Here is a 24,489-nt window from a genome sequence, read left to right as displayed (position 1 = left end):
TATGCGCATAACTTTTTGCGTTCATTATCAGACAAATTTATTTTCCAGGAGAGATTCATGAAAAGATTTACTAAGTACCCCGCAATAATAAGAGCGCTCTTTTTCATTCTCTTATTAAACCTAACCATCTCCGTCGCCTTCGCAGACAAAGTTTTATGGCAAGGCACCTCTACCAACATTTCGCTTTGGACTATGAATACCAATGGCGATTACTTATTTCATAGAGAGTACGGGCCTTATGCCGGATGGAAGGCCATCAACTACGCCGATGGAAAAATTCTCTGGCAACACTCCGGCGGTCAGGTTTCATTATGGACAGTGAATAGTAATGGCGACTATGTCACTCATCGTCTGCATGGCCCTTATGCGGGATGGACGGCAAAAAGCTACGCTACCAATCGCATTCTTTGGCAACATACCGACGGGTCCATTTCATTATGGGTAGTAAATAATAATGGTGAGTACGTATCCAATAAAATTTATGGGCCCTATCCTGGATGGACGGCCATCAATTACGCTAACGGAAAAATTTTATGGCAAGCGACAACGGGAGAGATCTCTATCTGGACCATGAATGCTGCTGGCGATTATATCACTCATAGAATCCATGGCCCTTTTGATGGATGGAAAGCAATCAACTATGCTAATGGAAAAGTTTTGTGGCAACATACGGATGGACAAGTATCTCTTTGGACAGTTAATAATGCCGGAGAATACGTGACTCATAGATTGCATGGCCCTTACGCTGGATGGATTGCTAAGAGTTATGCCAACGGAAGACTTTTATGGCAGGCCACATGGGGCGATATTTCTCTATGGACGGTCAATGCGACTGGGGATTACGTGACGACAAGAATTCATGGTGGATTCTCTGACTGGACAGCTTTAGATTATAATTAATTCAAAATAGAGTTCTCCTTGGGCCAATCCCCAAGGAGAATTACATTTTCAAAGGCCTGATGATGGATTTGCCAACGACGACTGCTCTAAAGAAAAGAATAGAAATTCTAGTTGAAAAATTTACTTCATAAAACATATGAAAAAAACTTTGAAATATTTAGCTCTTTTTCTTCTTTTCATTATCGGTACCTACCTAGGCCTTGCCCTAATATTGCAAAACATCTTTACCGGTGAATATAAATCACAAGACCAGACTAAATTTGAAGCCTATGTTTCTTCGAGTGAGATTCATACTGAATTTGTCTTCCCTGTATCCAACACCCTCTTCAGCTGGAATCAATTTATTCCTGTTAGCTCTGTTACTACTCAAATTCCAGATCCTAAATACATTGCTATTGGCTGGGGAAGTCGGAATTTTTTCTTCAATATGAAAACGTGGGATGAAATCAAATGGGGTGTTATTCTAAAAGCAGTCTTCCTTCCTGGAGAATCTGTTTTACACGTTGAATACTTAAAAGATTTAAGCGAATCTCCTAAAATCTACCCGCTCTATTTAACAAAAGATGATTACCTCAAATTGGTTTCATTTATAAAAAGCTACTTTGTTCTTGATGAAAAAGGGCACGCTCAGAAAATAAGTGAATTTAGTCACTACGAAACTGATAAGTTTTTTAAGAGTCATCACTCTTACCACATGCTCAATACATGCAACATGTGGACTCAGAAAGGTTTAGAAGCAATAGACGCTAAAAGACCAATCTGGGCGCCGTTTAAGTATGGTATTGAAAATGCCATGCAAGTTCATTAATTCCTTGCTGCTTCAGCGCACTAGAGATTAGAGAGATCTTCCAATGAAAAGTAACAATTATACCCTTGTTACCTACCCAACTATTGCGATATGATATTCCCCATGAATAAACCACAATACACTCCCCCAACAGACGTTAAATCAATCCTTCAACTCGTAAAGCGCCCAAAGACTGCGGTCGTCACAGGCGGAATGCCTTACGCTAACGGCCCTCTTCATCTTGGTCACCTTGCAGGTGCAATGGTTCCACCGGATATTATGGCCCGTTATATGAGAATGTTGATCGGTAAGCAGAATGTTTTATTCGTCAGTGGAAATGATGACCACGGCTCAACTTCTGAAGTCGCGGCCATTAAAGCAGGAATGCCGGTTAGAGAGTTCATCGACCAGATTCACGACAAACAAGTACAAACGACAACTCGTTATGGGATTTCATACGATATTTTCTCAGGAACATCTCAACCTGATTGTTATCCAGTTCACAAAGAGACGTCTCAAGATTTCATGATCAAACTTTGGCAAAATAAAATGCTGGAGAAAAAAACCACGAAACAATGGTTTGATCCAAAGATTCAACGTTTCCTTCAGGACAGAAATGTGACTGGAAAATGTCCGAATCCAAATTGTACGAATGAGATGGCCTACAGTGACGAATGTGAAGTTTGTGGTACACAATACGATCCTTCACAACTGATTAATCCTAAATCATCTTTATCAGATGCAACTCCAGAGCTAAGAGACACAAATCATCTTTGGCTGGATATGTGGAAAGTTTCAGATCAATTAACTGAATGGATTAAATCAAAACAAAATAAATGGCGCAAAGGTGTCTTTAACGAAGTTTATGAAACGGTTCAACCAGCTTTCCAATTTGATAATACTAATGAGCCAGCATTTAAAGAAATGCGTGCGACTCTTCCAAAACATAAGTCACGTTATGCTCCTGGAAAAAAAGTCGTTGTTCAATTTGAAAATCTTGCTGATTATCAAACTGGAAAAAGCGCAATGGAAGAAAAAGGTATCACGTGTGAACCTCTTGATGGCTGGGCCCACCGCTCGATCACAAGAGATGTGACATGGGGAATTCCTGTGCCAGCTGAAATCGATCCAGACATGAGTGGTAAAACTCTTTATGTATGGCCTGATTCACTGATTGCTCCCATTTCTTTTACAAAAGTTGCCTTAGCAAAACAAGGAAGAGATCCAAAAGAATGGGAACGTTTCTGGAAAGATCCTGAAGCGAGAATTTTCCAATTCCTTGGACAAGATAACGTTTACTTCTATGTTCTTATGCAAGGAGCGATGTGGATCGGCGTAAATGATAATTACACAATGACTGACGTCTACTCTGTTTTCCACTTGATGGTTAACGGTGAGAAGATGAGTAAGTCCCGTGGAAACTTTTATAGTGGTGACCAGCTTACAGAAGAGATGGGTTACGATCCTGATCAAGTGAGATATTTCCTTTCAACTCTAAGCTTAGCTGAAAAACAATCAAACTTTGATTTCGATACTTTCAATGAAAGAAATAAATTTCTAGCAGGTCCTCTAAACGCTGCGATGGAAAAACCAATCGCTGCTGTTCATTCTAAATTTGGTGGAGTTGTTCCAGACGGAAAAATTTTAGAAAAGGCCGAAAAAGAGACAATGAAGATTGTTCAGATGTATGTGAAGAACATGGAAAAAGCTGATCACATTACGCTTCTTGGCCAGATTGAAAACTATGCTCGTTTGATCAATAGTATGTTTGTTCAATACAAGCCACATGATGACCGTCATGATGAGACTGAACGTAAAGATGCTTTATTCACTTGTTTTTACATTTTAAAGAACCTGATGATCATGCTTCATCCATTTGTTCCTGCAACGATGGAAAAGGTTCGTCTGTCGCTTAATCTTCCAGAGGATGTTTTCTCGATTGATGAATTAGGAAAACCGATTCCAGCAGGGCATGCAATCGGACAAAAGCAACAGTACTTCGCGGCAGTGGAAGGAAGTTCTGAAGAATAAGCTTCTAAAAATCGGGCCATTTCTGCTGAATATTTTTTAATAAAAAATCAGACAAAAGCTGATGGCCTCGAGCATTTAAATGAAACTGGTCACATTGGGCAGTTTCATGTCCTCCAAAGAGGTCACATCCAAATTTATGTTTATCAGGAAAAGTTGTTTCAAGTTCTTTTTCAAAATCAACTAAAAGAAGATTGTCCCTATCACTAAAATTAGTTTTAAGCTGTTTATAAGCTTCTGTTGTCAATCGAGACGGAACAGGGTCATTATCTCTAGCTTTTATGAAATCAAATAATGCTAGATCGGTTTTTCCTTTTTTAAGATTATCTCTCCCATCGCTGATAAGCTTCATGGCCTGATTTCTTTTAGTATCAAAGAAAACATTATTAAGTTCACGTGGTGGTGGTTCAAACTCTGTTAAATTTGATACTGGAACAATCATGACGAGTTTTATTTTATTTTCTTCTGCAATGCCTGAGACTATCTGAAAATTTTCGATTAAATGTCCTGTCACTTCTTTATGTCTTGCCTGGTATTCAATTTCAGAATTTATTCCGTAACTTCCGTTTGGACGACTCTTATCATTAAAAAACTCTGCAACTAAGGAATAAGTTCTGGAGTGAAAACGTAAATATGTCACTAGATCAAAAATCCAGGGCACTTTTTGCACAAGAGAAGAAATTGCATGTGGATGAAAACGATTTGTAAAATCATTATGACCTGTATATATGACAACCATATCTGGTCTTGCCTTTAGTGATTTTTCAAAACAACGTCTTACAAAATCACTATCTTTGCAGGAAGATGCATAATTTTCTACTCTATGAAAATTTTGATTTGTTTTATTTAAAGATAATTCTAAAAGAGAACTAAAATTATTCGATCTATAATCAGGATAGCCTGCGGCCGTACTATCTCCAAGTACGAGTACAAGTTTCTGGCCGTCTCTATAACTCCTAGGAACAAAATGGCAAATCTCTTCTACATTTTGCGTTCCATAACGGCATTGTTGAATATTTAAAATTTGTTGATTCTCATTTTTTTCAACGAAAAGTTTGACCTTAGCTGTAGATAAAATGTCTTCCAAAATTACTATAAATAGCAAAGGGGCAATAATAGGTAAAAGGTATAGGCATACTTTTTTAAATAGTAATTCATTTCTTGAAGAGTCCATTACAAATTATAGAGATAAATATCTTGTTTAGTCTATAAATAGATAGCTATGCGCCATGTCGCAACTCTTTTACAACTTCCTACAAAAACTATGAATAGTTTCTTACCAGAAAAGCTCTTTTCTAAAATTAATGATGAATCGTATCTGTGCTCTTATCTGAAAAATTATCTTTATTCCAAGTCCCAGAATAGATTTCCTCTGCTCTACTATTAATTAAATACCCTGTGCATTTTTGGATATAAGAATCTCTCATATCTTCCAACTCTTCTTCAGTCATATGAGAAGTGGCAATTGGAAACATGACGTCTTCTTCTTCTTTAATGTGTTTTTTCACAAGGCCTGCGAGAACTTTTGCCTTCGCTTCAATCTCTTCATTCCACTCTGTCTTGTAGCCCATCTTGACCAACTCAGCTTCAAGCTGAAACGCGATATCGTGTTCATCCTGGCCACCAAAGCCTTCCAGACGTACTTCTCTGGCATCGTTGGCCTTCAAATGATTGTAGAGTACTTCCTGCTCAGCTTTCCCATGCATTTCTAAAATGTGAAAGAATCTTTCGAGATGTTCTTGTTTTTGAAAGTCAGTTGTTTCATTATCCATCAAGACAGAAATTGATTCTTCCAGATAGTTATGATGTTCGCGTAATAGTGGAACAAATTGTTTGTGATCGGCCATATCTTTGTCGAGAGAAACCTTAATTTCCTCAAGTGTATGGGGTTCGGTTCTTACCATTTCTTTTAAAAAGTTGGCCATTTTTGACTCCTCGATTGCGATTGTTAATTTGTTGTAGAGCTAATAGTGAGACAGAAAGTCTCTTTCGCATTACATACAAAATAAATTGCAATTGAAGGGCCATAAGTCAGCAGTTAAACAGAGCTCGTCACCCTTACTCTATTTCGAGGGGCCGCATACTGCGCCTGTTCTACCTTCAAAAGAGACGGATTATAAAGATTAGGATTTGTATGGTGGTTCTTGTGGAAGTAAGCGCCACTACCAATGAAATTTACCATCTTGTAATAAAAATTATGATTTAAGTTTACGATCTCCACTTCTCCACTTGGAAGTGTCTTGTGAGTAGCAAAGTTAATGTGAGCAAAAACGATTACGTTCGTTAAGTATGCCGGTATATAAAAAGCGACAAAGAGTGTTGGCCCCAAAACTTTAAACCAAATATAAGCTCTTAAAACAAGTCCTACATAGTAGCAGGCCATCTGCACACCCATGATGCTGTAAGTTTTAACTGAGCGTCCGTGAAATTCGTAATATTTATTAGCAATCGTCTTAATCGAATTAAGCTGTGTGATAGAAAGAAAATGCAAAAAGTTTCTTCCTTGAGGAGCATGAGGGTCTTTCTCATGATCATCCGGGTATGCATGGTGGAGAACGTGGCTGATTCTAAAAGGGGCCATTCCAAAGAGCACGAAAAATCCGCACAGCTCCCCTATGATCTCATTAAGCCACTTAGGTTTAATATTATGGTGAACCACATTGTGTAACATCACCGGCACTTGAATACCAAAACAAAAAGCGAAAGGAAGCATAAGCAAGTGATAGCTTTTTAGGTGAGGTACGAAATCTAGAGAAAGCCCTAATGTTAGTACAACGACTAAACTTAAAACAATCATCACTATCATTTGCATTGAAAAATATTTCAAGAAAAAATAAGGACTTTTTCTAAACTCTGCAAAACTTATTTTCATACGGCCTCTGTTTTAACTGTCATGAATTCTCTAATGGCAGAATTGACTTCAATATATTTATCTTTTAAGACCCAATGCCCACCTTCAATAATTTTATTCTTTCCATTCAGGTAAAAATTATTAATTTCTTTATCAGTCGTTAGATTTAAAAATTTTTCATTCTTCCCAAAAATAAACAATGTAGGAATGGCTGACTTCTCATTGGATATTTTCTTTAATAATAGTTTTCTGGAATGTTTTGCCAGGCTTAAATAAAGCGTGATGGCATTAAAACCATGAGGCGCTTCATTGTATAAACTAGACTTTTTATCAATACCTGAGAGTCCATAGATAATCTTTCTGATAGATCCAGTTAAGTGATTTTGAATCAACTTAATAGATCCAGGAATATGTAAAAGTACAATGTAATGAGATTTGATCCATTGTTTTAGTGAGAAACGTCTCCCTACATACTGGTTCAATCCCATTCCGCTTATATACACTTGAAGAGCTATTTTCTTATTCAATTTGTTGGCAACTTGATCCAAAACATAACAACCAAGATCATGGCCAAAAAGAATAATTTTTTGATTTTCTTTATTGCTTACTTTTTGAAGGATTAAAGTCTCTAACTTAGAAACTAAAACATTTAGTTCATAATCTTTTTCAGTAGGACTTGAATCATCATTACACCCCGGCATATTGATTGCCAGGATATGGTGATCTTTTTTAAAATCTTCAATTTGATTTTCAAATACCAAATAATTATTGGGAAAACCATGAAGCATAACAATTAAAGGTGCATCCATATAGGATTCAAAATAATTCATTTTGATCCCTCCAGAATTTTCAAGACAAAGGCATTGCTTTTTGAAATCTGCTTTTGGATATTTTTATGTTTTCGAGGGTTAATCATTAGAGAAAGATAATCAATATCCCCTCTTAAAAGATTGATTCTTTTGTGCAGTGGAATTGAGTTAATTTTCCCAATAACTATAGAAATAGTATTAAGTAGTGGATGCCTGTCTTTAAAGCGATGAACTCTTGATAATTTCTTTAATTGAATAATAGTCCATGCCTTTTCCAGTAAGTCTGAAAAAGCGAAATCACATTTTCTTAACAATCTTGAAAGAAAAGGAGCTTCTTTAGAGCGTTGTAAATCAAGCATCATTTGAGCAAACGATGAATGTCTTACCTCTTCTTCAAAATGTAATTTATGAATTTGATAATAAAGTGGATCAACCTTCTTTTGCATCGGACGAATGATTCTAAAAATTTCCATACTATGCTCTTCAGTTGTGGCCACAGTCCACCAGAAGGCCATACCACCAAGGTATGAATTAAGTTTGAAAAGATTGCAAAAAATTGAGTTTTTATGATGTGCGGGAAGAATAGATTTTAATTCATCCGGAGTAAGATTAAGCTCTTGAGCATACATCTCAATATACTTTGTAAAGGCCTTTGAATGTTTGGCCTCATCCTCAAAAAAGGACTCTCCAAGTTCAACAAACTCTTCCGAAACATTGTAATTTTTAAGTGTACGATCAAAACTATACTCTTTAATTTCTTCAATTAATTTTTCATGTTCAGCAATCGCTGCCGCTGCAATTAGTCCCATAAACTGAGAAAAAGCATGCTCTTCTTCTGGGGTACCATTAGGAATGATTGAGGGAGACTTAACAGGTGGTAATAGAGATTTAGTCAGGTCAATGCCTAACTCCCATGAGATATCATTTTCGATATCCCATTGCTGAACAGTTTGGACCTGCAGCCTTCTCTTTAAAAATTCTTTCGAATAGTTCACAAACTACCTTTAAAAATCGTAAATATTAATACTATTCTAAAGGTATCAAGAGACGGGAATCCCCTGTAAAAATACACGGAGGACTGATAAACATTACAAAGGTGTCTAAAAAATAGTCACTGCTACTTCATTGGGAAAAAGTCTTAATTTGAATGTGAAAACATCTAGATAGGTACCGCTTCTCTTTAAAACAAGAGAAGCGGCATTATGAACTTACCAGTAACCTAAAACTTTCCACCAAACAGCACAACCAATTCCAAAAACCAGAAGATTGATCACACTAATAAAGAATCCCCACTTCCACCACTCAGTCATCGTCACATATCCAGAACCAAATAAAACTGGAGCTGAGCCAGTTCCATAATGTGTGATTGAAGCACAAAGTGAAGAAGCAAATCCTAGAAATAATCCGAACATTAATGGAGGTGCACCTAAAGCAACACCGACACCAAAGAACGAAGCAAACAAGGCAGAAATGTGAGCTGTATTACTTGCAAAGAAATAATGAATGTAGACATAGATTAGAATCAGGATAACCGCGGCTGCCATCCATCCAAGACCCCAATGTTGAATCGAAGTTTCAACCAAATGAGAAAACCATTTGATAATCCCAAGTTTATTTAAGAATGTGGCCATCATAACCAGAGACGAGAACCACGTTACAGTATCCCACGCCCCTTTTTCTTTTAGTAAATCATCCCAGCTTAAAACACCTGAGAAAAGTAAAACACCAAGACCAACAAAGGCCCCTGCTGTTGCATCAACTTTAAATAATGGTGAATCAGAGAATAATTGAGGTCCACCTGCCCAGATAAATAATAAAAGAAAGAACACACCAATCATGATCCATTCTTCAACCTTAACGGCACCCATCTCTAGCAATTTTTGTTTTGCCATCTCTGGAGCATTGGGAGTTTTCTTAATTTCTGGTGGATACAAGACATAAAGAATTAACGGAATTAATAACAGAGCAAGCATTCCCGGAACGAAAGCAGCAAGCGCCCATTGTCCCCAACTCACATCAATACCAGACACTTCTTTAATTCCAGCAGTCACTAAAGGATTCGGCGCAGTCGCTGTGATAAACATCGCTGATGTGATGATGTTCACTTGATAAGCGACCAAAGTTAAGAAGGCCCCGATCTTCATACGAGTGGCCTCATCAGGTGATGAACCCATCGATTCAGAAATCGAGCGATTGATAGGATACATAACCCCACCACCTCTGGCCGTATTACTTGGCATAACTGGTGAGAGAACTAGCTCAGCAAAAGATAAACCGTAACTAATCCCAAGTGTACTTTTCCCAAACAATTTTACAAAGTGATAAGCAATCCTTGAGCCGAGTCCCGTTTTAATAAATCCACGTGAAATAAAAAATGCAATTCCGATTAACCAAATTAATGAATTTGAAAATCCACTAAGAGCATCCGACATTGCTTTGGCCGGTTCTCCCGGATTGGTCACTTGAGTAATACCAACTAATAAAATACCAATCATGGCCGCGCCACCAATCGGTAGAGCTTTTCCAATAATTGCTACAATCGTTCCAACAAAAATTCCCAATAAGCGCCAGGCATTGATGTCGACTCCTTCAGGAGGAGCAATGATAAACCAGAACAGGCAAGTCACAATAAAGGCAATGACGGCCGGTATGACTTTCACATGAGACAATTTCATCATAAATCCTTGATTTAAATTTGTATTCCATACATATTGTAATTTTTATTTATGAGAAAAGACACGGTCATTCTTATAAGATTTATCATAGTTTTCACTGAGCTAGGCCATATACGGCGCTACGCAACTTTGCAGACCTGGCAATGACCCCTTTTGTATAGGGAGATTCTTGTAATTCTTACCCATCCTGGGAAAATTGAATATAAAGTCTAAGTGTTTGGTGATACTAGGTTCTCACTATGAAAATCAATACTCGTTTTTTAGACAATTTAAAAGTTGAGGCCACTTTTGACGACTACACGTTAGTTGCAGACCAGCCTATTCGCTACAAAGGAAATGGAACGGCACCAGGCCCATTCGATTACTTCTTAGCTTCATCTGCTATGTGTGCTGCCTATTTTGTGAAAGTCTATTGTGCCGCTCGCGACATTCCAACAGAAGATATCAGGCTTACTCAAAACAACATTGTTGATCCTGAAAATAGATACAAACAAATCTTCCAGATTCAAGTTGAACTTCCAGAAAGTATTTCTGAGCATGACCGTGAAGGAATTTTAAAATCAATTGATAGATGTACTGTTAAAAAAGTTATTCAACAAGGGCCTGAATTTCAAATTGAAATCGTCAATGTTCTTGGAACAGACTCAGGCCTGATGTACAAAACTGCTTTTGAGTCAGATTCAAAAACAATGATCCTTGGAAAAGATGCTTCTCTTGAAGATACAATCGCCAGCATGACGGCCATCATCGCCGCTCTTGGAATTAAGATTGAAGTCGCTTCATGGAGAAATCCAATTCCTCACGTTTGGTCAGTGCATATCCGCGATGCAGACTCTCCAATGTGTTTTACGAACGGTAAAGGAGCAACAAAAGACGCTGCACTTTGTTCTGCACTTGGTGAATACCTTGAACGCATTAGCAATAACTATTTGTACAACGACCAATACCTTGGTGAAGAAATCGCTAACGGTGATTTCGTTCATTACCCGAGTGAAAAATGGTTTAAGGCCGGCCCTAAAGATTCTCTGCCAGATGGATTAATGGATGACTACCTTCTGGATCTATACAATGCCGACGGTGAATTAAAAGCATCTAACTTGATCGATACAAATTCTGGAAATACTAAACGCGGAATTTGCGCTGTCCCTTACGAGAGACAGTCAGATAAAGAAATGGTTTACATCCCAGTCAACTTGATCGGAAACTTATTCGTAAGTAACGGTATGAGTGCTGGTAACACAAAATACGAAGCAAGAGTTCAGTGTCTATCTGAAATTTTTGAACGTGCAGTAAAAAACCAAATCATTCTTGAAGAGATCACTCTTCCAGACGTTCCAAGAAGCGTTCTGGAAAAATACCCAACGATTATGGAAGGTATCAACAAGCTTGAAGCTGAAGGGTATCCAATTGTCGTTAAAGACGCGTCTCTTGGTGGGAAATTCCCGGTTATGAGTGTGACTTTAATGAACCCAAGAAATGGTGGTGTCTTTGCTTCTTTTGGAGCTCACCCTAAATTTGAAGTGGCCCTTGAGCGTACACTGACTGAACTTCTTCAAGGAAGAAGCTTCGAAGGTCTTAACGTTTTAACTCCACCTACTTTCAATCAAAACACGATCTGTGATCCAAATAATATTGTCGATCACTTCATCGATTCAACTGGAGTTATTTCCTGGAAATTCTTCAGCGAAAAAGCTGACTATGAATTTACTGAATGGGATTTCTCTGGATCAACTGAAGAAGAATACAACTACCTGATGGACATTCTTTCTCAGCTAGAAAAAGAAGTTTATATTTCTGACTTCGAAGAACTAGGTGTAAAGGCCTGCAGAATTTTAGTTCCTGACTACTCTGAAATCTACTCTACTGACGATTTGATTTGGGATAACCATAATAAGTCGATCGCGTTTAGAGCAGACATCCTGAACTTGCATTCATTAAACGATAAAGCGCTTTCAAAGCTAGTTGATAAACTAGAAGAAAGTGAAATTGATGACTACACAAAGATCTCTGAATTGATCGGTGTAGCTTTTGATGAAAACACGCCATGGGGACAATTAAACATTGGTGAATTGAAGTGCCTTTCGCTTCTGGCGCTTAAGCGTTTTGAAGAAGCTAAGCCACTAGTTGAAATGTTCTTAACTTTTAACGACAACTCGACTGCTAGAAAAAAATACTACCAGGCGCTTAATGCTATTTTAGATATCGAGCTCAATGAGTTTGATGTTCAAGACTACGTTCCCAATATGACAAGAATGTTTGGTGCTGAGACATTAAATAATGCCATTGGGACAGTGACTGGTGAAGTTAGATTCATGGGATTAACTCCAACGAATACGAAACTTGAAGGGCTTGATAAGCACCTTAAATTGATTGAGAGTTACCAGAAGCTTCAGACCGCAAAAAGAAAATTTAAGTCATAAGTGTTGCTGATTTATCTCTCTGCAACGGGAGATAAATCTGTAATCTTTTCAAAATAATTCTCCCCTCGGCGTTTCCTGTTATAAACCTGGTCTGTACTAATTTAGACATGGGTTTCGAAAATGATTAAAAGTATCTTAATTGCTTCAACATTAATTTCGTTAATGGCACCGATGGCATTTGCTAGCGGCCCAGGCCTTAAACCTATTCCTGCCAACACTGACCCAAACTGTATTACTAATCCAAACGATCCCTATGAACCACGCGTGAGAATGGTTACGGGACCTGATAAGGGTGTATGCGTGAACTCTACGCTAAGACGTAGTGTGAAAGCATTAATTGGTAATGAAGCCGCTAAGTACTTCCCTCCAGCTGATGGAAAGATCGTTGTCGCTAACTTCAGTCATAAAAATAAATACTGGATTGCCCAGATACCACTTTCTTCAATGACGGATATGATTTTACAATCTGAGCATTTCCCAATGGTCAGTAAACCAATCAAAATTGAAATTGATCACACTCAAATTCACTTTGCTTTTTCTGAACCGATTCAGCTTATCTCTCAAGCGACAGATGGACCTCGTGAAACTCTTGAACTTAACGACTTGATTCTCTCAGAAGAAAACATCGGGCCTTACGGAGAAGCTTTTGACTTTTTCGGTGGAGCCAAAGGTCACTTCAATGTTGCTTATCGTGTAGTTTCGCTAGAAGACAAATACAACTGGATGATTGCAGAACAAGGCCATACTGTAAGTCAAAGAAGGTTCAACCTGACTCAATACAATCAAGTTTCTTACTTGCTTGAAGGAATTAAAAGAGGAACAGAATACGGCTCTGGTAGGCCGTATGATTCTTTTAATCTTAATTGCTCAACTGAGCTCTTAGATATTTTAAATGCTGTATTAGGGACTAAAAAATTTAATACTGTAGGGTTTGTTTCTAATAAACTTCCTGCAATGCTCGACTCCCTTAAAGTCTTAAGCAATGAAGAAGTACCGACGTTTAACGAAACATTTATCTCTCAGCAATAAGCTCATTTAAGTTCTTATGCATTTGTTTGATGAGCTTTTCATATCCCGTAAAATGATTGCGCTGGTTATGGACAGTATTTTGCTGCTGTCCTTCGAGAATAACAAAATCCTGATTTAAGATCTTCTCTAAGACGACAAAGCTTTTTCTGGCCACTTCATCCAAATCATCATGATAAGAAAATAATGAGAACGTAAATCGGCATTGATCTTTACCTAATGGATCTATCTTAAACCATACGTAGCCTGCACTCATAAACAATACAAAAGAATAAGGGAAAAGAAAGTACATAACATTGATACCATCAAATCCATCAATACTTCTCGTCTCATCAAAGTTTTCCAAAGGTACAACGATCCTCGAATCGAATCCTGACGAGGTCCCCAAAGAGAAAAAAGCATTGTTAAATCCGGCGAGGAAAGTATCGTGCGCAAATGGAAAATGATAGGTCTCTAAAAGAGACTCTACTAAGAACTTCCAATTGCATGCCACTTCATAATTCTTGCTTGTGAGATACTTTGCTTTTTTTGAGAAAGATTGGATTTCTTGATGGAATCCACTATCCATCTGACTAGAATCTCCCGTGAAGATCATCCCTCCGACAACATGATTTTTAAGCTCACGAAGTTTAAGAGCTCCTTTTGGGAAAGGACAATTATGACCGGTAGATTTTAATAACTGCCCTTCCTTATCAAATGTCCATCCATGATATGGACAAGTCAGATGATCGCTTGCGGGATTGCTTTCAAGACGAGCACCTCTGTGTGGGCATGAATTATAAAAGACTTTAAAAGTAGATTCTGTTTCACTAACAATAAATTCTTTTAATTTTTTAACTTCAGTTAAAGGCCCCAGAATTTTTGGGAAATTTTCAAGAGCAGTGCTTTCTTGCTCATATCTTTCTAATGAAGAGTAAACAGAGTTCGTAATAATAAAATTATCTGGTCTGGCTGGTGTATCCTTCTCTTTTTGAATATACTCCTGCAACTCATGTTTAATTTCTAGCAACGAACTCATTTCCTCACTCCTGACACAACATCCAGACGGTCAACATAATCACAAAGATTTTGATGGGATAAAATAGCTTTCTTGATTGGTGAATCTATTGGTTGTTTAAGAATCGTCGTTAAAAAAGCGTAGCTAGTGGCATCGAAATACGTTATTTTATTCTCAAAGAAAAATGCATTTTCACCCAAGAGAGTCGCTAAAGCAGAAATCTGCTTTGCACTGAGTGCATACACTTCTTCGGCCGAATGCCTTCCAAGCCCTTGCGCTCTGGATTGTTTAGTTAAATTTCTTCTAATGAATTCTAAAAATGGCCCTCCGATGAATGGAGGAAACATAGATTTAAATTCAGACTTCATTCTTTTGAATCCAACGGGATCAACCCATCTTGAATACAGCAGTCCAAAATAAAGAGCGTCTTCAATCATAGATTTGAATGCGATCGCCTGCGCCTGTGCTCCAGGGTCTTTAATCTCCAGATCCTTTAGAGAATGTTTATTCATTAAATAGTCGATGATAAAACTCGAATCCGGAATTTTATCTCCATCAACATTAATAAAGGGCATTTTTCCTTTTGGACCTTTTGCTGGATTAACTTCAACGTGATTCTTATAAGGAAGCTTGGCGACCTTTAAAAAGAATTCTACTTTGATGCAAAATGGGCTTAAGCTGGAAAGGCCAAAGGCCTCTGGGTATTGATGAAGTGTGATCATATTGCTTTCCCTGGGGAACCAAGCCCGTGTAGGACTTTTAAGAAGTGATGATGAAGGCCTCGCGATTTTTGGCAAAGCTGTAGGTATAGTCTTAAAATAGTTTTTCCAAAGCTTTTTTCTTCAGAACCTGTTTTGGAAAGCAAGTATGGAATAACTCCCAGGCCATTACATTTTATATGAAAGTTTTTTTCATCAAAATTCTTACTTGATAACATTTTTTCTAAAAGCTCGACCTGCATAAGTGAGAGGGTCATCCCTTGTCCGAAAACAGGATTTAAAGAATTAAGTACATCCCCTATGATGACGATGCCTTTAGCGATTTTCTTTTCATCTAAAATTCTTCTATAGGTATTCGTCTTTCTGAATGTTGCCATTGGTGTTAGTGGTTGAGCATTTTTAATAATTTCATAAAATTTGCCACCAGGTATCTGTCTTGCTTTATTTAAGAAATCTTCATAACTTTCACACTTCGAAACTCTTGCTTCTTTTTCAATGATTGTGACCATGGCCTTGCCATCTTCGATCGGGCAAATGACTCCTCCTAGTAAAGATTTAGGAGGGTCTATTTGATAATAATATTGTTTAAATCCATCCAGCTGTAATTCATTCTGATTAAAAACATAACTTCTGTAAGTTAAATCGATAGAAAGAATTTTCTCTTTTGAATAAACGCTGCCTGCAAATCTATTGAGAGGAAAGTTCTGTCCACCGGCCACAACAACCAACGAAGCCTCTAGGTCTGCAATCTTCTCAACTCTCTCATCTTTAAACTGAATATTTGGCATACTCGCGAGTTCTTTAATGATCATTTTCTGAAGCAGGATTCTGCTCATCGATAAAGTTTTGACAGATGAATCATACCTTGGAAAAGATCCATCAAAATTTTCCCAAAGAGTGTCTTTTGCCCAGTCAATCTCAAGACACCCGGCCAGTGCCAGTTTTTTCTTAATGCCAGGAAAGAGGTTTTCAAGAATTGTCTGACCAGACTTTAAAAGAACATGCTGATGAAGAGACTGCTTAATTTCTCCCTTGTCGTAAATAATGACTTGTTTAAAGTGAGGACTTAAAACCTTAGCGGCCGCGAGTCCCGCGATCCCACCACCAATCACAACTGCTTTTGTCATATGATTCCTTCAAGATCGATATGCAGATGATAGAGCTTTAGTAGTCCATCAATATAAGAATTAAGATCGATACTTTTGACTTCATCTTCAAGTTTTTTGATATCTAAAAGACCTTCGTAAAACTCTTTCATTAAAACATTTTTATAATTTGTTGCTCCAGATGGATCAAGTAAAATCTCATTGGTCACATCACCTTCACTTAACTCTCGCTCATATGTTGAAACTAAATTCCCAATTCTGCCAAGCCTTTGCCCCTTAATCAGAAACTCTCTAATCTGCCCCATCTCTGCCTTATTAAAATAAGTTGAGGCCATTAAATCAATTGTTCCCGCGGCCACCATTCCCATATTGTATGGACCTAGACTTTTACTCTCCGTCATATTTCTCATATCTGGATTGGCCGTGATTAACTCAGAATACTGATTGGCCAGGAAGACTTGCTTAATATCAAAGGCGAGAACTTCAACCATTGATGAGTAACCTGAAAAAGACTGAATCGTTGTCTGCAAATTTGAAAAAAGCTGATAAGCAAGATCATAAGTCGACAAGTCTACTGGATCGAGCACTGGATAATGAGAATAATTTTCACCGACATTGAGTTGGTATAAATATTTTAAAAGTTTTGGATTATAGTATTGAGGATTATCTGCCAGGTCATCATAAAGAGTGATGATCATCCCCAGGCATATTTTTGCATAAACGACATTATCCGAGTCTTTTGAAGAAACACAACTCAGGGTTGTCACTTTGTAGCCATTAGCTAAAAAATGAGTAAAGAGTCTTCTGTCTCTGATTTTTGAAACAGCTTCATACTTTAAAACCAGACTCTCAATTCTTTCTTCCAGGGTTTGAAGACCCATTAACATTCGTTCACCCATGACTCAGCTCCGATAGACTTAAATACTGTCCGGCCCCAGGATGAAGAGTCACAAGAGGAAAACTTGTAATTTCTTTTTGAAGCGACGAAAATTCAAAACTTTTGCAAAAACTTTTAATGATAGTTAAGGCCTCAATATAGGCCAGTCCTTCTCCAATACAATCCTTCGGGCCAGCTCCAAATGGTAAGAAGGCGCGAGTTGACTCTTTAAATCTCTCGGGGATAAATGTTGCTGCCGACTGATGAAAAGATGGATGCCGATGAATTTGTTTTACACCAATAATAACCTGATCCCCTTTTTTAACTTCGACACCACCGAGAACCGCTCCTCGTGTTGCTTGCCTGACCAGCATATACGCCGGCGGATAAAGTCTTAAGGCCTCTTTGTAAACCATCAGAGCGAGACCTTCATCCCCTGCTATAATTCTCTGACGGTACTCAGGATGATTGCCGAGCAGAAGAAAAGTGAAAGAAAGTGACGAGGCCGTCGTTTCATGGCCTGCAAATAAAAAAGTCATGCATTGATCAATCAATGTATCGTCATTCTGAAACAATTTATGGATGTTGATACTACTGTCTGGTTTATTGGTTTTGAGTGCAGCTGCTATCTTTAAGCGTAAGCTCGATCTTAAATATTTTATTCTTCTATTTTTCGAAGTGGGAAATGCTAGCGGCATTGGAAAAAGCGAAATCATTCGCTCACCACAAAGTGTATTTAATTCCTGGAACTCTTCTGCCATCTCTTTTGCTTCATGCTTAATATCCAGTCCTAAAAATAACTTGAAAGCATTTCTTAAAACAAGATCTGCCATAACAGAGGCAATTTCGATTTCAGTATTCGGACGAAGTTCAGCTAAGGCCTCTTCGGTATTGACTAAGATTTGCTCTTTCATCTTCGCTAAGTTTTGAGGTGTGAACATTGGCATAAACTTATGACGAGTTTCTTCAGACAATTTTCCATTCAATTGAACTAAACCTTTTTCACCAGTAATAGGTTTTATGCGATCAAAGATGACCCTGTTTTGAACGAACGTATTATCCTTTCCAAGCAAAACCTCATGAGCGATCTCTGGATCAAACACCAGGATGAACCTTTTAGGCCCAATCTTTATTTTTTGAACTCCTCCCGATGATTCTGGTGAAAACTTTTCATCCAAAAGCTCAATAGGATTTTTCATAAACATTTTTAGATTTTTAAAACTTTGCATTTCAATTTTTTACAGAAGAACTCAGATAACTAAAAGTGAATTTAATTCACAAATGATTAACTAATGGCTATAAATCAACCAAGTTAAGCACTTGAAATTAAATAAGACCTAACTTCTCCAAGGCCCCGTAAAATCTCCAATTTTCAAAAAGGAGGAAACTTGACCCCATCATTTTCTTAAAAATTAAGTTTACCGTTCACGCCAATTGATATATTTAAAATATATCAATACGGATCTAAAGGAGATTATATGAGTTCAGTCTATGAGCAAATTGGTGGCGAGCAAGCAGTTGATGCAGCAGTAGATATTTTTTATCGCAAAGTTTTAGCAGATGACCGAATCAGCAGATTCTTTGACGATGTTGATATGGACGAGCAGATTGCAAAACAAAAATCTTTTTTAACTTACGCTTTCGGTGGCCCGGTTAACTACAGCGGCCAGAATATGAGAGATGGTCACAAACACCTTGTTGAAAGAGGATTAAACGACTCTCACGTCGATGCAGTAATTGAATTACTCGCAGGAACTTTGGTGGAGTTAAATGTTCCCAAAGAATTAATCATGCAAGTTGGAGCTATCGCAGAAAGTGTACGCGGACAGGTTTTAAACAGAGAAGGATAACTAGAAATGCCTCTTTTAAAATACAATGAACATATATTTGAAGGCCATGAATCTGAAACCGTTTTGGATTGTTTAATTCGAAACGGTCAGATAATTCCCAACTCATGCAGAGGAGGAGTTTGCCAGTCATGCACATTGAAGACAACTTCAGGTGCAGACGCTATTGCTCAAAAAGGATTAAGCGCTCAAAAAAAAGAGTCTGGTTTATTTCTTTCCTGCCAGCAGCGTCTGACTAAAGATTTTGAGGTCACAAAACCTGCAGAATCCAATAATCAAATTGTGGGACAAATCCTTTCGCAGGATAGAGTTTCGTCGAGTGTTGTTATTTTAGCTATTCGACTTGTCACTCCTCTTGCCTATCATGCTGGTCAGTTTCTGAATATCATTCGAGATGACAACTTATCCCGCTCTTATTCAATTGCCAGCGTCTCCAATGATCGCATTATTAAATTTCACGTAAGAAAGATGCACGGCGGGGTCATGTCCAGCTGGCTTTATGATACAGATTTGATAGGAAAAATGATTAAAGTTAACGGTCCTATTGGTGAATGTTATTTGACCCAGGAAATGTTTAACGATGACCTGCTTCTTCTAGGTGTAGGAACAGGACTAGCACCTCTCATGGGTATAGCTATTGATGCCCTTGCAAGAGGCTTCAAAAATAAAATAAGACTCTATCACGGCGGTCTTACGATCGAGAGTTTATACCTGATTGAGTATTTAAAAAATCTTGAGAATAAATTTGAGCAATTTAGTTACTCTCCTGTTTATTTAAAAGGTGAAGAGCGTGAAGGTTTTATCAAGGGAGACCTGATAGAGCTTCTGCAAAATAGCTTCATAGATAAATTTAATACGACTGTTATGGTTTGCGGTGATCCCGATATGGTTAAAAAGATTAAGCAAACGGTCTTTATGAAAGGGGTTTCTTCAAAGAAGATTTTAAGCGATTCATTTGTCGCTGCGAAACCCAAAAGCTGAGTTTTTTATAAGGCCCTATAATAAATTTAAACTTTGTGGTAGTTTTAAATAACGATGAAACTTACATTAAAAACCGATTATTCACTACGCGTGCTTACATTTCTTCAAATGGAAGAAAAAGCAACGATTAAGGAAATAGCGGAGTTTTATAAAATTAAGAAAAATCACTTAAGTGTTGTTGTGAATAGACTCTCTGAGCTGGGATATATTACTTCTACTCCAGGGCCTGCTGGTGGGATTTTTCTTAATAAGAGTGCCCTTAATATTTCGTTGTCAGAAGTTCTCATTCAATTTGAAGACCTAACGTTAGTTGAATGTTTTGATAGTAAATCAAATACGTGTAGGCTCAGTCCAGGATGCAAGCTTAAGTCCTATCTTCACAAAGCACAAAAATCTTTTCTCGATGAATTAGGTCAGTATAAAATTAAAGACCTGGTATAAATTTATTTCTATCCTTAAGTAGACTTGTTATGCTTTTAACATGAAAAAAACAGTCTTATCAAACGATCAAACTCAAATTTCTTATGAAGTATCAGGCAATGGCGAAACGGCCTTGCTTTTTGTCCATGGCTGGCTTGGTAATAAGCGCTGGTGGGATTCTCAGCGAGATTTCTTTTCAGATAAATATCTTATCGTCCAAATGGATCTGGCGGGACATGGCGACTCTGGAAGAATGAGAACTAAGTGGACAGCAGAAAATTACGCGAAGGATATTGTCGCGGTTGCTGATGATCTGTCGGTCAAAGATATTATTTTAGTGGGCCATTCAATGAGTGGCGTCTACGCGACTGAAGCTGCCGTTAAAATTCCAAACGTAAAAGCTTTAATCTTAGTTGATACATTAAAAGATTTGGATCAAATGATAACTCTTGAGCAGGCCGGCCAGCTGTTTGATCTTTATCGTAAAGACTTTAAGGCCACTGTTGAAAATGTTCTTCCCCAATACCTCTTTGCAAAAGACACTCCTCCAGAAGTTAAGACTCAACTTCAAAATGAGTTTTTAACAAATAGCCCGGACTTTGCAATTAAGTGCATTGAGCCTCTTTATCAAACTGATGCTCGAGACTTTGCTAAGAAACTTAATATTCCTGTAAGGGCCATTAATTCTGATGTTGGTGTTACGAATAAACAGATTAATAGAAAATACTTTGCTGACTTTAATTACTCTGTGATTGAAGGGGTTGGTCATTATCCGATGCTGGAGAAGCCTGAAGAATTTAATATTGCTCTTGAAAATTACCTGCGTGAATTAATAAATTGATCGACTTTCAAACTGGACAGCTTATGGAATACACTTTTAAACCTCGCTTCAACGACACCGATGCTTTAGGGCATATTAACAATGCCAGTATTGCAACTTGGTTTGAAGAAGGCCGAAGATCAATTTTCGAATACTTTGTCCCCGACCTTGATCCCAAAAAATGGAACCTCATCATTGCGAGATTAGAAATTGATTATCTGGCACAAGGATATTATCAAAAATCTGTTACTGTAAAAACGGCAGTAGAAAAGATTGGAAACTCTTCTTTTGTTCTCGTACAAGAAGCAATACAAGACGGCATAATTGTCAGCCGCGGAAAATCTTTTTTAGTCTGCTTTGATTATGCAAATCAAAAATCTACTCCAATCCCTGAATCAATTAAGGAAAAACTTAAGGCCCATTTACTGCCACCTGTGTGACTTGCTGATTTTTTAAAATTTTTTCCATTAAGTAACCAATTCCCAGAATAAAAGGAATGGTAATAACTAAACGCATAATGGCAAATCGAAGTCCAATAAAGCTACTTTCCATAAGTATCATGGGAATCTTGATCGTCGCCCACGATCCTAAAAAAATAACGATATTGGAAGTCCGTACCCCTTTATTCTTTAACGAAAGAGCAATGGGAAACGCTGTAAATAGCGGGCCGACTGCGACTGATCCTAAAAGAATGGCAATAAGAGATCCATGAAAACCTGATTCAGCTCCAAGATGATTTTCAATAGTTTCCCGAGACACCCACACTTCAAAAAGTCCCATCAACAACATCACCGGTGGAAGAATTTTTAATACCTCAAATAAAAAATTAAATGAATTGGTCATCGATTTTTGAGCGATGTCAGGCATAACAAAAAACAAGAGAACATTAATCAAAATCACAATCATAAAAAGACGATACTTTCTAATGATCTCTACAATCATATAAATGCTCCCATGATGAGTCCTATCGCAATGGCCGCAAGAAAACTAAAAAGCTGGCGCATAAATGTAAACTTTTTTCCAAAGTAAGAAGCTTCAAGAGGTGAAGTGACAAGACCAACCATTGTTAAAGTTGTAATGAAAGAAGCGATCGTTCCATAGCTCGCTCCAATTTTTAGTAATGATCCCGCGAGTGGAAAAGCAATCGGTCCTGGAATTGTAACAATCGCACCCACACTTGAGACGATAACAAATCCCATAAATCCTTTATAGGTAAAAATCATTTTCAGGACTTCAGGAGAGACAACCGCTAACATTAATCCCACTATTCCAACCATTGCAAGTACGCCAGAGGTTAAATTTTTAAAAGAGTTCCAACTATGCTTTGCGGCCCTCAAGGTACGCTCCTTATCTTTTACCAAAGAAACGACAAAAGCTAAAAGAGTGATCGACCATACTACAAGCACCATACTTTTCTCCTACACCTTAGTGACTCTATTAAGACCTCTTGATATTCAACGAGGCAGGAATTAATATTACCTATTCTCGATTATCAACGGAGTCTTCTTGGATATTGGTAACGTTTCAAAACAATCACATGTCTCAACATCAACTTTGCGCTACTACGAAGAAATTGGTCTTATCAGCAGCACAGGAAGAAAGGGACTTCGCAGACAATACCATTCCAGTGTTCTCGAACGCCTCGCTTTGATTAATCTTGGACGTCTTGCAGGCTTTAGCTTAGATGAAATTGCATCTATGTTTAATCAGTCTAATCACGATGTTCAAATAGACAGATCAACACTCAAAGAAAAGGCCAAAGAAATTGACAAGAAAATAGCAAAACTCACTGCGGTTCGAGACTCTCTTATTCACGCTTCAAATTGCAAAGCTGAGAATCATCTTGAATGCCCTACGTTCATAAAACTCATGAAGGTCGCGACAAGACTCTCTTCAAAAAAATTATCTATTAAGTTTTAAGCGAACAAGGTTTTTGAAATTTCTTTATTCTCCCTTGTTTCTCTTCTTCTTTTAAATCACAGCTTGTTAATCTTAGAATGATGACAGAATCACTTACACATTGAGTATCGTGAATATCTCCAGGGAAGTACACTTCGCTACTCCCAATTTGAACTTGATGCTTTTCCTTTTTAATTAGGTTCATATCCCCAATTAAAGCATAGGTTCCCATTTCGATTATTCCATCGACTACTGAGTAGATCACCCAACCGTTTCCATGATTGTGTGGCATGCGATACAGGCCTTTTGTTTCAGAATAAGCTAACAGGATAAAACCAAACTCACTGTCTCGATAGAGCTCGATTCCTTTGGCAAGATTGTCAGATTGATTAGTTAAATATTTTTTTAGATCTTCCCTCTTTAACATTTTTTCCATTACATGCTTGCCAGCTTTAATGGTTTCTTCATTTTGTTTATTCCAAGATAATTTCAAATCATCAAAGAAAAGATTTATTTGTTGTTGATTCATTTGGCTCCTCTTGTTGTATTAGATTGCTGTTACAATAAATCATACAACTTCAAGTTGACTTGAAGTCAAATGAGAAGCCCATAAAAATGTGAATGAATTGGATATACTCTATAGAATCACAGAGATATGTATCTTTAAGAATTTAAAATTTTTGTAATAAAAATGCTCTTCTTTTGACGGTATTCATTCCCATCTAGATACTGGGCCATCAACTTTACCTCGTTGTACTCTTTCACAAACTCATCATTAGTTTTGAGTAGATCTCTAAATTTTAGAAAATCTTCAAACTCTGATCCATTTGATACTAACTGAACAGCCACATCGTAGTTAAACTTGTCTGTCACAAGCATGCATAACTCATCTGAACGAAAAGTCCCCTTTTTCTCATAGAAATCTAAGGATTTAATTAAAGATAAAGCTTGATTAAAGTGAGAGTGATCGACTCCCACAAATACATCTAGATCACCTTTTGAAATTGATCCTGGCACTGCAGAAGATCCAATATGCTCGATTCTTGCATCTGGTAGAATTGATCGAAGCTCTTTAGATAATATGACAAAGAGATCATTTACATGTTTAGAATAATCTTCATATGGTTTTAATAACATATCTTATTCATCACTCCTCACAAAATCGAAAACATCCGCGCATTTCTTAGAACTAGAATTAACATAATCCTTATATTCTTTATCAGGTGATGCACTTAAGGTGTCGGCAACTGTTTTAATAACGCGGGTATCTTTCATTTTTAATTTCCATATTTTCATTGTGGAACCTTTATTACTCTTGGTAATCATC

At 37.5% G+C, this 24,489-nt stretch carries 27 protein-coding genes; 11 read left to right on the top strand and 16 right to left on the bottom strand.

The features are described 5' to 3' along the window. Nucleotides 1–57 precede the first annotated feature (57 nt). The 3 genes from SHI21_RS15380 (at nucleotide 58) to SHI21_RS15370 (ending at nucleotide 3,718) form a co-directional block, all read left to right on the top strand. Nucleotides 58–900: a hypothetical protein gene (locus SHI21_RS15380; protein WP_323577684.1), complete on the top strand. Its 843-nt coding sequence runs from the start codon at nucleotides 58–60 to the stop codon at nucleotides 898–900. Between the two features lie 136 nt (nucleotides 901–1,036). Beyond that, nucleotides 1,037–1,708: a TIGR02117 family protein gene (locus SHI21_RS15375; protein WP_323577683.1), complete on the top strand. Its 672-nt coding sequence runs from the start codon at nucleotides 1,037–1,039 to the stop codon at nucleotides 1,706–1,708. A gap of 102 nt (nucleotides 1,709–1,810) precedes the next feature. Then, on the top strand, nucleotides 1,811–3,718 hold the full coding sequence (locus SHI21_RS15370; RefSeq protein ID WP_323577682.1) for a methionine--tRNA ligase: 1,908 nt from the start codon (nucleotides 1,811–1,813) through the stop codon (nucleotides 3,716–3,718). Between the two features lie 4 nt (nucleotides 3,719–3,722). On the opposite strand, the gene SHI21_RS15365 is transcribed toward SHI21_RS15370, so the two are convergent. The 6 genes from SHI21_RS15365 to SHI21_RS15340 all read right to left on the bottom strand — a co-directional run bounded on the left by SHI21_RS15365 (nucleotide 3,723) and on the right by SHI21_RS15340 (nucleotide 10,053). Continuing rightward, complete coding sequence (locus SHI21_RS15365) at nucleotides 3,723–4,889, bottom strand: SGNH/GDSL hydrolase family protein (protein ID WP_323577681.1); 1,167 nt, start codon at nucleotides 4,887–4,889, stop codon at nucleotides 3,723–3,725. A 127-nt stretch (nucleotides 4,890–5,016) separates the two neighbouring features. Continuing rightward, nucleotides 5,017–5,640 carry a hemerythrin domain-containing protein gene (locus SHI21_RS15360; protein WP_323577680.1) on the bottom strand — a complete coding sequence of 208 codons (624 nt, stop codon included), beginning with the start codon at nucleotides 5,638–5,640 and terminating at the stop codon, nucleotides 5,017–5,019. A 113-nt stretch (nucleotides 5,641–5,753) separates the two neighbouring features. Further along, nucleotides 5,754–6,587: a fatty acid desaturase gene (locus SHI21_RS15355; RefSeq protein ID WP_323577679.1), complete on the bottom strand. Its 834-nt coding sequence runs from the start codon at nucleotides 6,585–6,587 to the stop codon at nucleotides 5,754–5,756. Beyond that, nucleotides 6,584–7,396: an alpha/beta fold hydrolase gene (locus SHI21_RS15350; protein WP_323577677.1), complete on the bottom strand. Its 813-nt coding sequence runs from the start codon at nucleotides 7,394–7,396 to the stop codon at nucleotides 6,584–6,586. The genes SHI21_RS15355 and SHI21_RS15350 overlap by 4 nt, the downstream gene beginning before the upstream one ends. Further along, nucleotides 7,393–8,370 (bottom strand): diiron oxygenase, encoded by a 978-nt coding sequence (locus SHI21_RS15345; RefSeq protein ID WP_323577676.1) that lies wholly within the window; start codon nucleotides 8,368–8,370, stop codon nucleotides 7,393–7,395. Before SHI21_RS15345 ends, SHI21_RS15350 begins: the two co-directional genes overlap by 4 nt. A gap of 213 nt (nucleotides 8,371–8,583) precedes the next feature. Further along, the gene (locus SHI21_RS15340; RefSeq protein WP_323577675.1) at nucleotides 8,584–10,053 is read right to left on the bottom strand and encodes a DASS family sodium-coupled anion symporter; all 1,470 of its coding nucleotides are present in this window, start codon (nucleotides 10,051–10,053) and stop codon (nucleotides 8,584–8,586) included. A 236-nt stretch (nucleotides 10,054–10,289) separates the two neighbouring features. On the opposite strand from SHI21_RS15340, the gene SHI21_RS15335 reads away from it, so the two are divergent. Together SHI21_RS15335 and SHI21_RS15330 are read left to right on the top strand one after the other, a co-directional pair. After that, nucleotides 10,290–12,470 carry an OsmC domain/YcaO domain-containing protein gene (locus SHI21_RS15335; RefSeq protein ID WP_323577674.1) on the top strand — a complete coding sequence of 727 codons (2,181 nt, stop codon included), beginning with the start codon at nucleotides 10,290–10,292 and terminating at the stop codon, nucleotides 12,468–12,470. Between the two features lie 120 nt (nucleotides 12,471–12,590). Then, complete coding sequence (locus SHI21_RS15330; RefSeq protein ID WP_323577673.1) at nucleotides 12,591–13,499, top strand: lipoprotein N-acyltransferase Lnb domain-containing protein; 909 nt, start codon at nucleotides 12,591–12,593, stop codon at nucleotides 13,497–13,499. On the opposite strand, the gene SHI21_RS15325 is transcribed toward SHI21_RS15330, so the two are convergent. From SHI21_RS15325 to SHI21_RS15305, 5 genes are read right to left on the bottom strand one after another with little or no spacing between them, the layout of a single operon-like run. Continuing rightward, complete coding sequence (locus SHI21_RS15325; RefSeq protein WP_323577672.1) at nucleotides 13,483–14,514, bottom strand: aromatic ring-hydroxylating oxygenase subunit alpha; 1,032 nt, start codon at nucleotides 14,512–14,514, stop codon at nucleotides 13,483–13,485. The two genes, SHI21_RS15330 and SHI21_RS15325, sit on opposite strands and share 17 nt — an antisense overlap. Then, entirely contained in the window at nucleotides 14,511–15,215 is a 705-nt protein-coding gene (locus SHI21_RS15320; RefSeq protein ID WP_323577670.1) for a glutathione S-transferase family protein, read from the bottom strand. Before SHI21_RS15320 ends, SHI21_RS15325 begins: the two co-directional genes overlap by 4 nt. Next, the gene (locus tag SHI21_RS15315; RefSeq protein WP_323577669.1) at nucleotides 15,212–16,339 is read right to left on the bottom strand and encodes a hypothetical protein; all 1,128 of its coding nucleotides are present in this window, start codon (nucleotides 16,337–16,339) and stop codon (nucleotides 15,212–15,214) included. Before SHI21_RS15315 ends, SHI21_RS15320 begins: the two co-directional genes overlap by 4 nt. Then, nucleotides 16,336–17,217, bottom strand: a complete 882-nt coding sequence (locus SHI21_RS15310) for a hypothetical protein (protein ID WP_323577668.1) — start codon at nucleotides 17,215–17,217, stop codon at nucleotides 16,336–16,338. The genes SHI21_RS15315 and SHI21_RS15310 overlap by 4 nt, the downstream gene beginning before the upstream one ends. Continuing rightward, complete coding sequence (locus SHI21_RS15305; protein WP_323577667.1) at nucleotides 17,210–18,394, bottom strand: cytochrome P450; 1,185 nt, start codon at nucleotides 18,392–18,394, stop codon at nucleotides 17,210–17,212. The genes SHI21_RS15310 and SHI21_RS15305 overlap by 8 nt, the downstream gene beginning before the upstream one ends. Before the next feature lie 279 nt (nucleotides 18,395–18,673). On the opposite strand from SHI21_RS15305, the gene SHI21_RS15300 reads away from it, so the two are divergent. Genes SHI21_RS15300 through SHI21_RS15280 form a run of 5 tightly spaced genes read left to right on the top strand, consistent with a single transcriptional unit; the run spans nucleotide 18,674 to nucleotide 21,703 of the window. Next, a complete protein-coding gene (locus SHI21_RS15300; RefSeq protein ID WP_323577665.1) occupies nucleotides 18,674–19,045 on the top strand; it encodes a group I truncated hemoglobin in 372 nt (123 codons plus the stop codon). A gap of 6 nt (nucleotides 19,046–19,051) precedes the next feature. Further along, entirely contained in the window at nucleotides 19,052–20,023 is a 972-nt protein-coding gene (locus SHI21_RS15295; protein ID WP_323577664.1) for a 2Fe-2S iron-sulfur cluster binding domain-containing protein, read from the top strand. 54 nt (nucleotides 20,024–20,077) lie between these two features. Continuing rightward, nucleotides 20,078–20,464 (top strand): RrF2 family transcriptional regulator, encoded by a 387-nt coding sequence (locus SHI21_RS15290; protein ID WP_323577663.1) that lies wholly within the window; start codon nucleotides 20,078–20,080, stop codon nucleotides 20,462–20,464. A 40-nt stretch (nucleotides 20,465–20,504) separates the two neighbouring features. Then, on the top strand, nucleotides 20,505–21,284 hold the full coding sequence (locus tag SHI21_RS15285) for an alpha/beta fold hydrolase (RefSeq protein ID WP_323577661.1): 780 nt from the start codon (nucleotides 20,505–20,507) through the stop codon (nucleotides 21,282–21,284). Between the two features lie 23 nt (nucleotides 21,285–21,307). Further along, on the top strand, nucleotides 21,308–21,703 hold the full coding sequence (locus SHI21_RS15280) for an acyl-CoA thioesterase (protein WP_323577659.1): 396 nt from the start codon (nucleotides 21,308–21,310) through the stop codon (nucleotides 21,701–21,703). Here the strand turns inward: SHI21_RS15280 and SHI21_RS15275 are convergent. Together SHI21_RS15275 and SHI21_RS15270 are read right to left on the bottom strand one after the other, a co-directional pair. After that, a complete protein-coding gene (locus SHI21_RS15275; RefSeq protein WP_323577658.1) occupies nucleotides 21,675–22,205 on the bottom strand; it encodes a permease in 531 nt (176 codons plus the stop codon). The genes SHI21_RS15280 and SHI21_RS15275 overlap by 29 nt on opposite strands. After that, complete coding sequence (locus SHI21_RS15270) at nucleotides 22,202–22,672, bottom strand: hypothetical protein (protein WP_323577657.1); 471 nt, start codon at nucleotides 22,670–22,672, stop codon at nucleotides 22,202–22,204. Before SHI21_RS15270 ends, SHI21_RS15275 begins: the two co-directional genes overlap by 4 nt. Nucleotides 22,673–22,769: 97 nt before the next feature. On the opposite strand from SHI21_RS15270, the gene SHI21_RS15265 reads away from it, so the two are divergent. Then, complete coding sequence (locus tag SHI21_RS15265; RefSeq protein ID WP_323577656.1) at nucleotides 22,770–23,183, top strand: helix-turn-helix domain-containing protein; 414 nt, start codon at nucleotides 22,770–22,772, stop codon at nucleotides 23,181–23,183. Here the strand turns inward: SHI21_RS15265 and SHI21_RS15260 are convergent. The 3 genes from SHI21_RS15260 to SHI21_RS15250 form a co-directional block, all read right to left on the bottom strand. Then, nucleotides 23,173–23,691 (bottom strand): hypothetical protein, encoded by a 519-nt coding sequence (locus tag SHI21_RS15260; RefSeq protein ID WP_323577654.1) that lies wholly within the window; start codon nucleotides 23,689–23,691, stop codon nucleotides 23,173–23,175. The two genes, SHI21_RS15265 and SHI21_RS15260, sit on opposite strands and share 11 nt — an antisense overlap. Before the next feature lie 134 nt (nucleotides 23,692–23,825). Next, on the bottom strand, nucleotides 23,826–24,299 hold the full coding sequence (locus SHI21_RS15255) for a GrpB family protein (protein ID WP_323577652.1): 474 nt from the start codon (nucleotides 24,297–24,299) through the stop codon (nucleotides 23,826–23,828). A 3-nt stretch (nucleotides 24,300–24,302) separates the two neighbouring features. Next, nucleotides 24,303–24,437: a hypothetical protein gene (locus SHI21_RS15250; RefSeq protein WP_323577650.1), complete on the bottom strand. Its 135-nt coding sequence runs from the start codon at nucleotides 24,435–24,437 to the stop codon at nucleotides 24,303–24,305. Nucleotides 24,438–24,489: the final 52 nt, after the last annotated feature.

This window comes from Bacteriovorax sp. PP10 (assembly GCF_035013165.1).
Classification (GTDB): domain Bacteria; phylum Bdellovibrionota; class Bacteriovoracia; order Bacteriovoracales; family Bacteriovoracaceae; genus Bacteriovorax; species Bacteriovorax antarcticus.
This window is presented reverse-complemented; position numbering and strand designations above follow the sequence as displayed.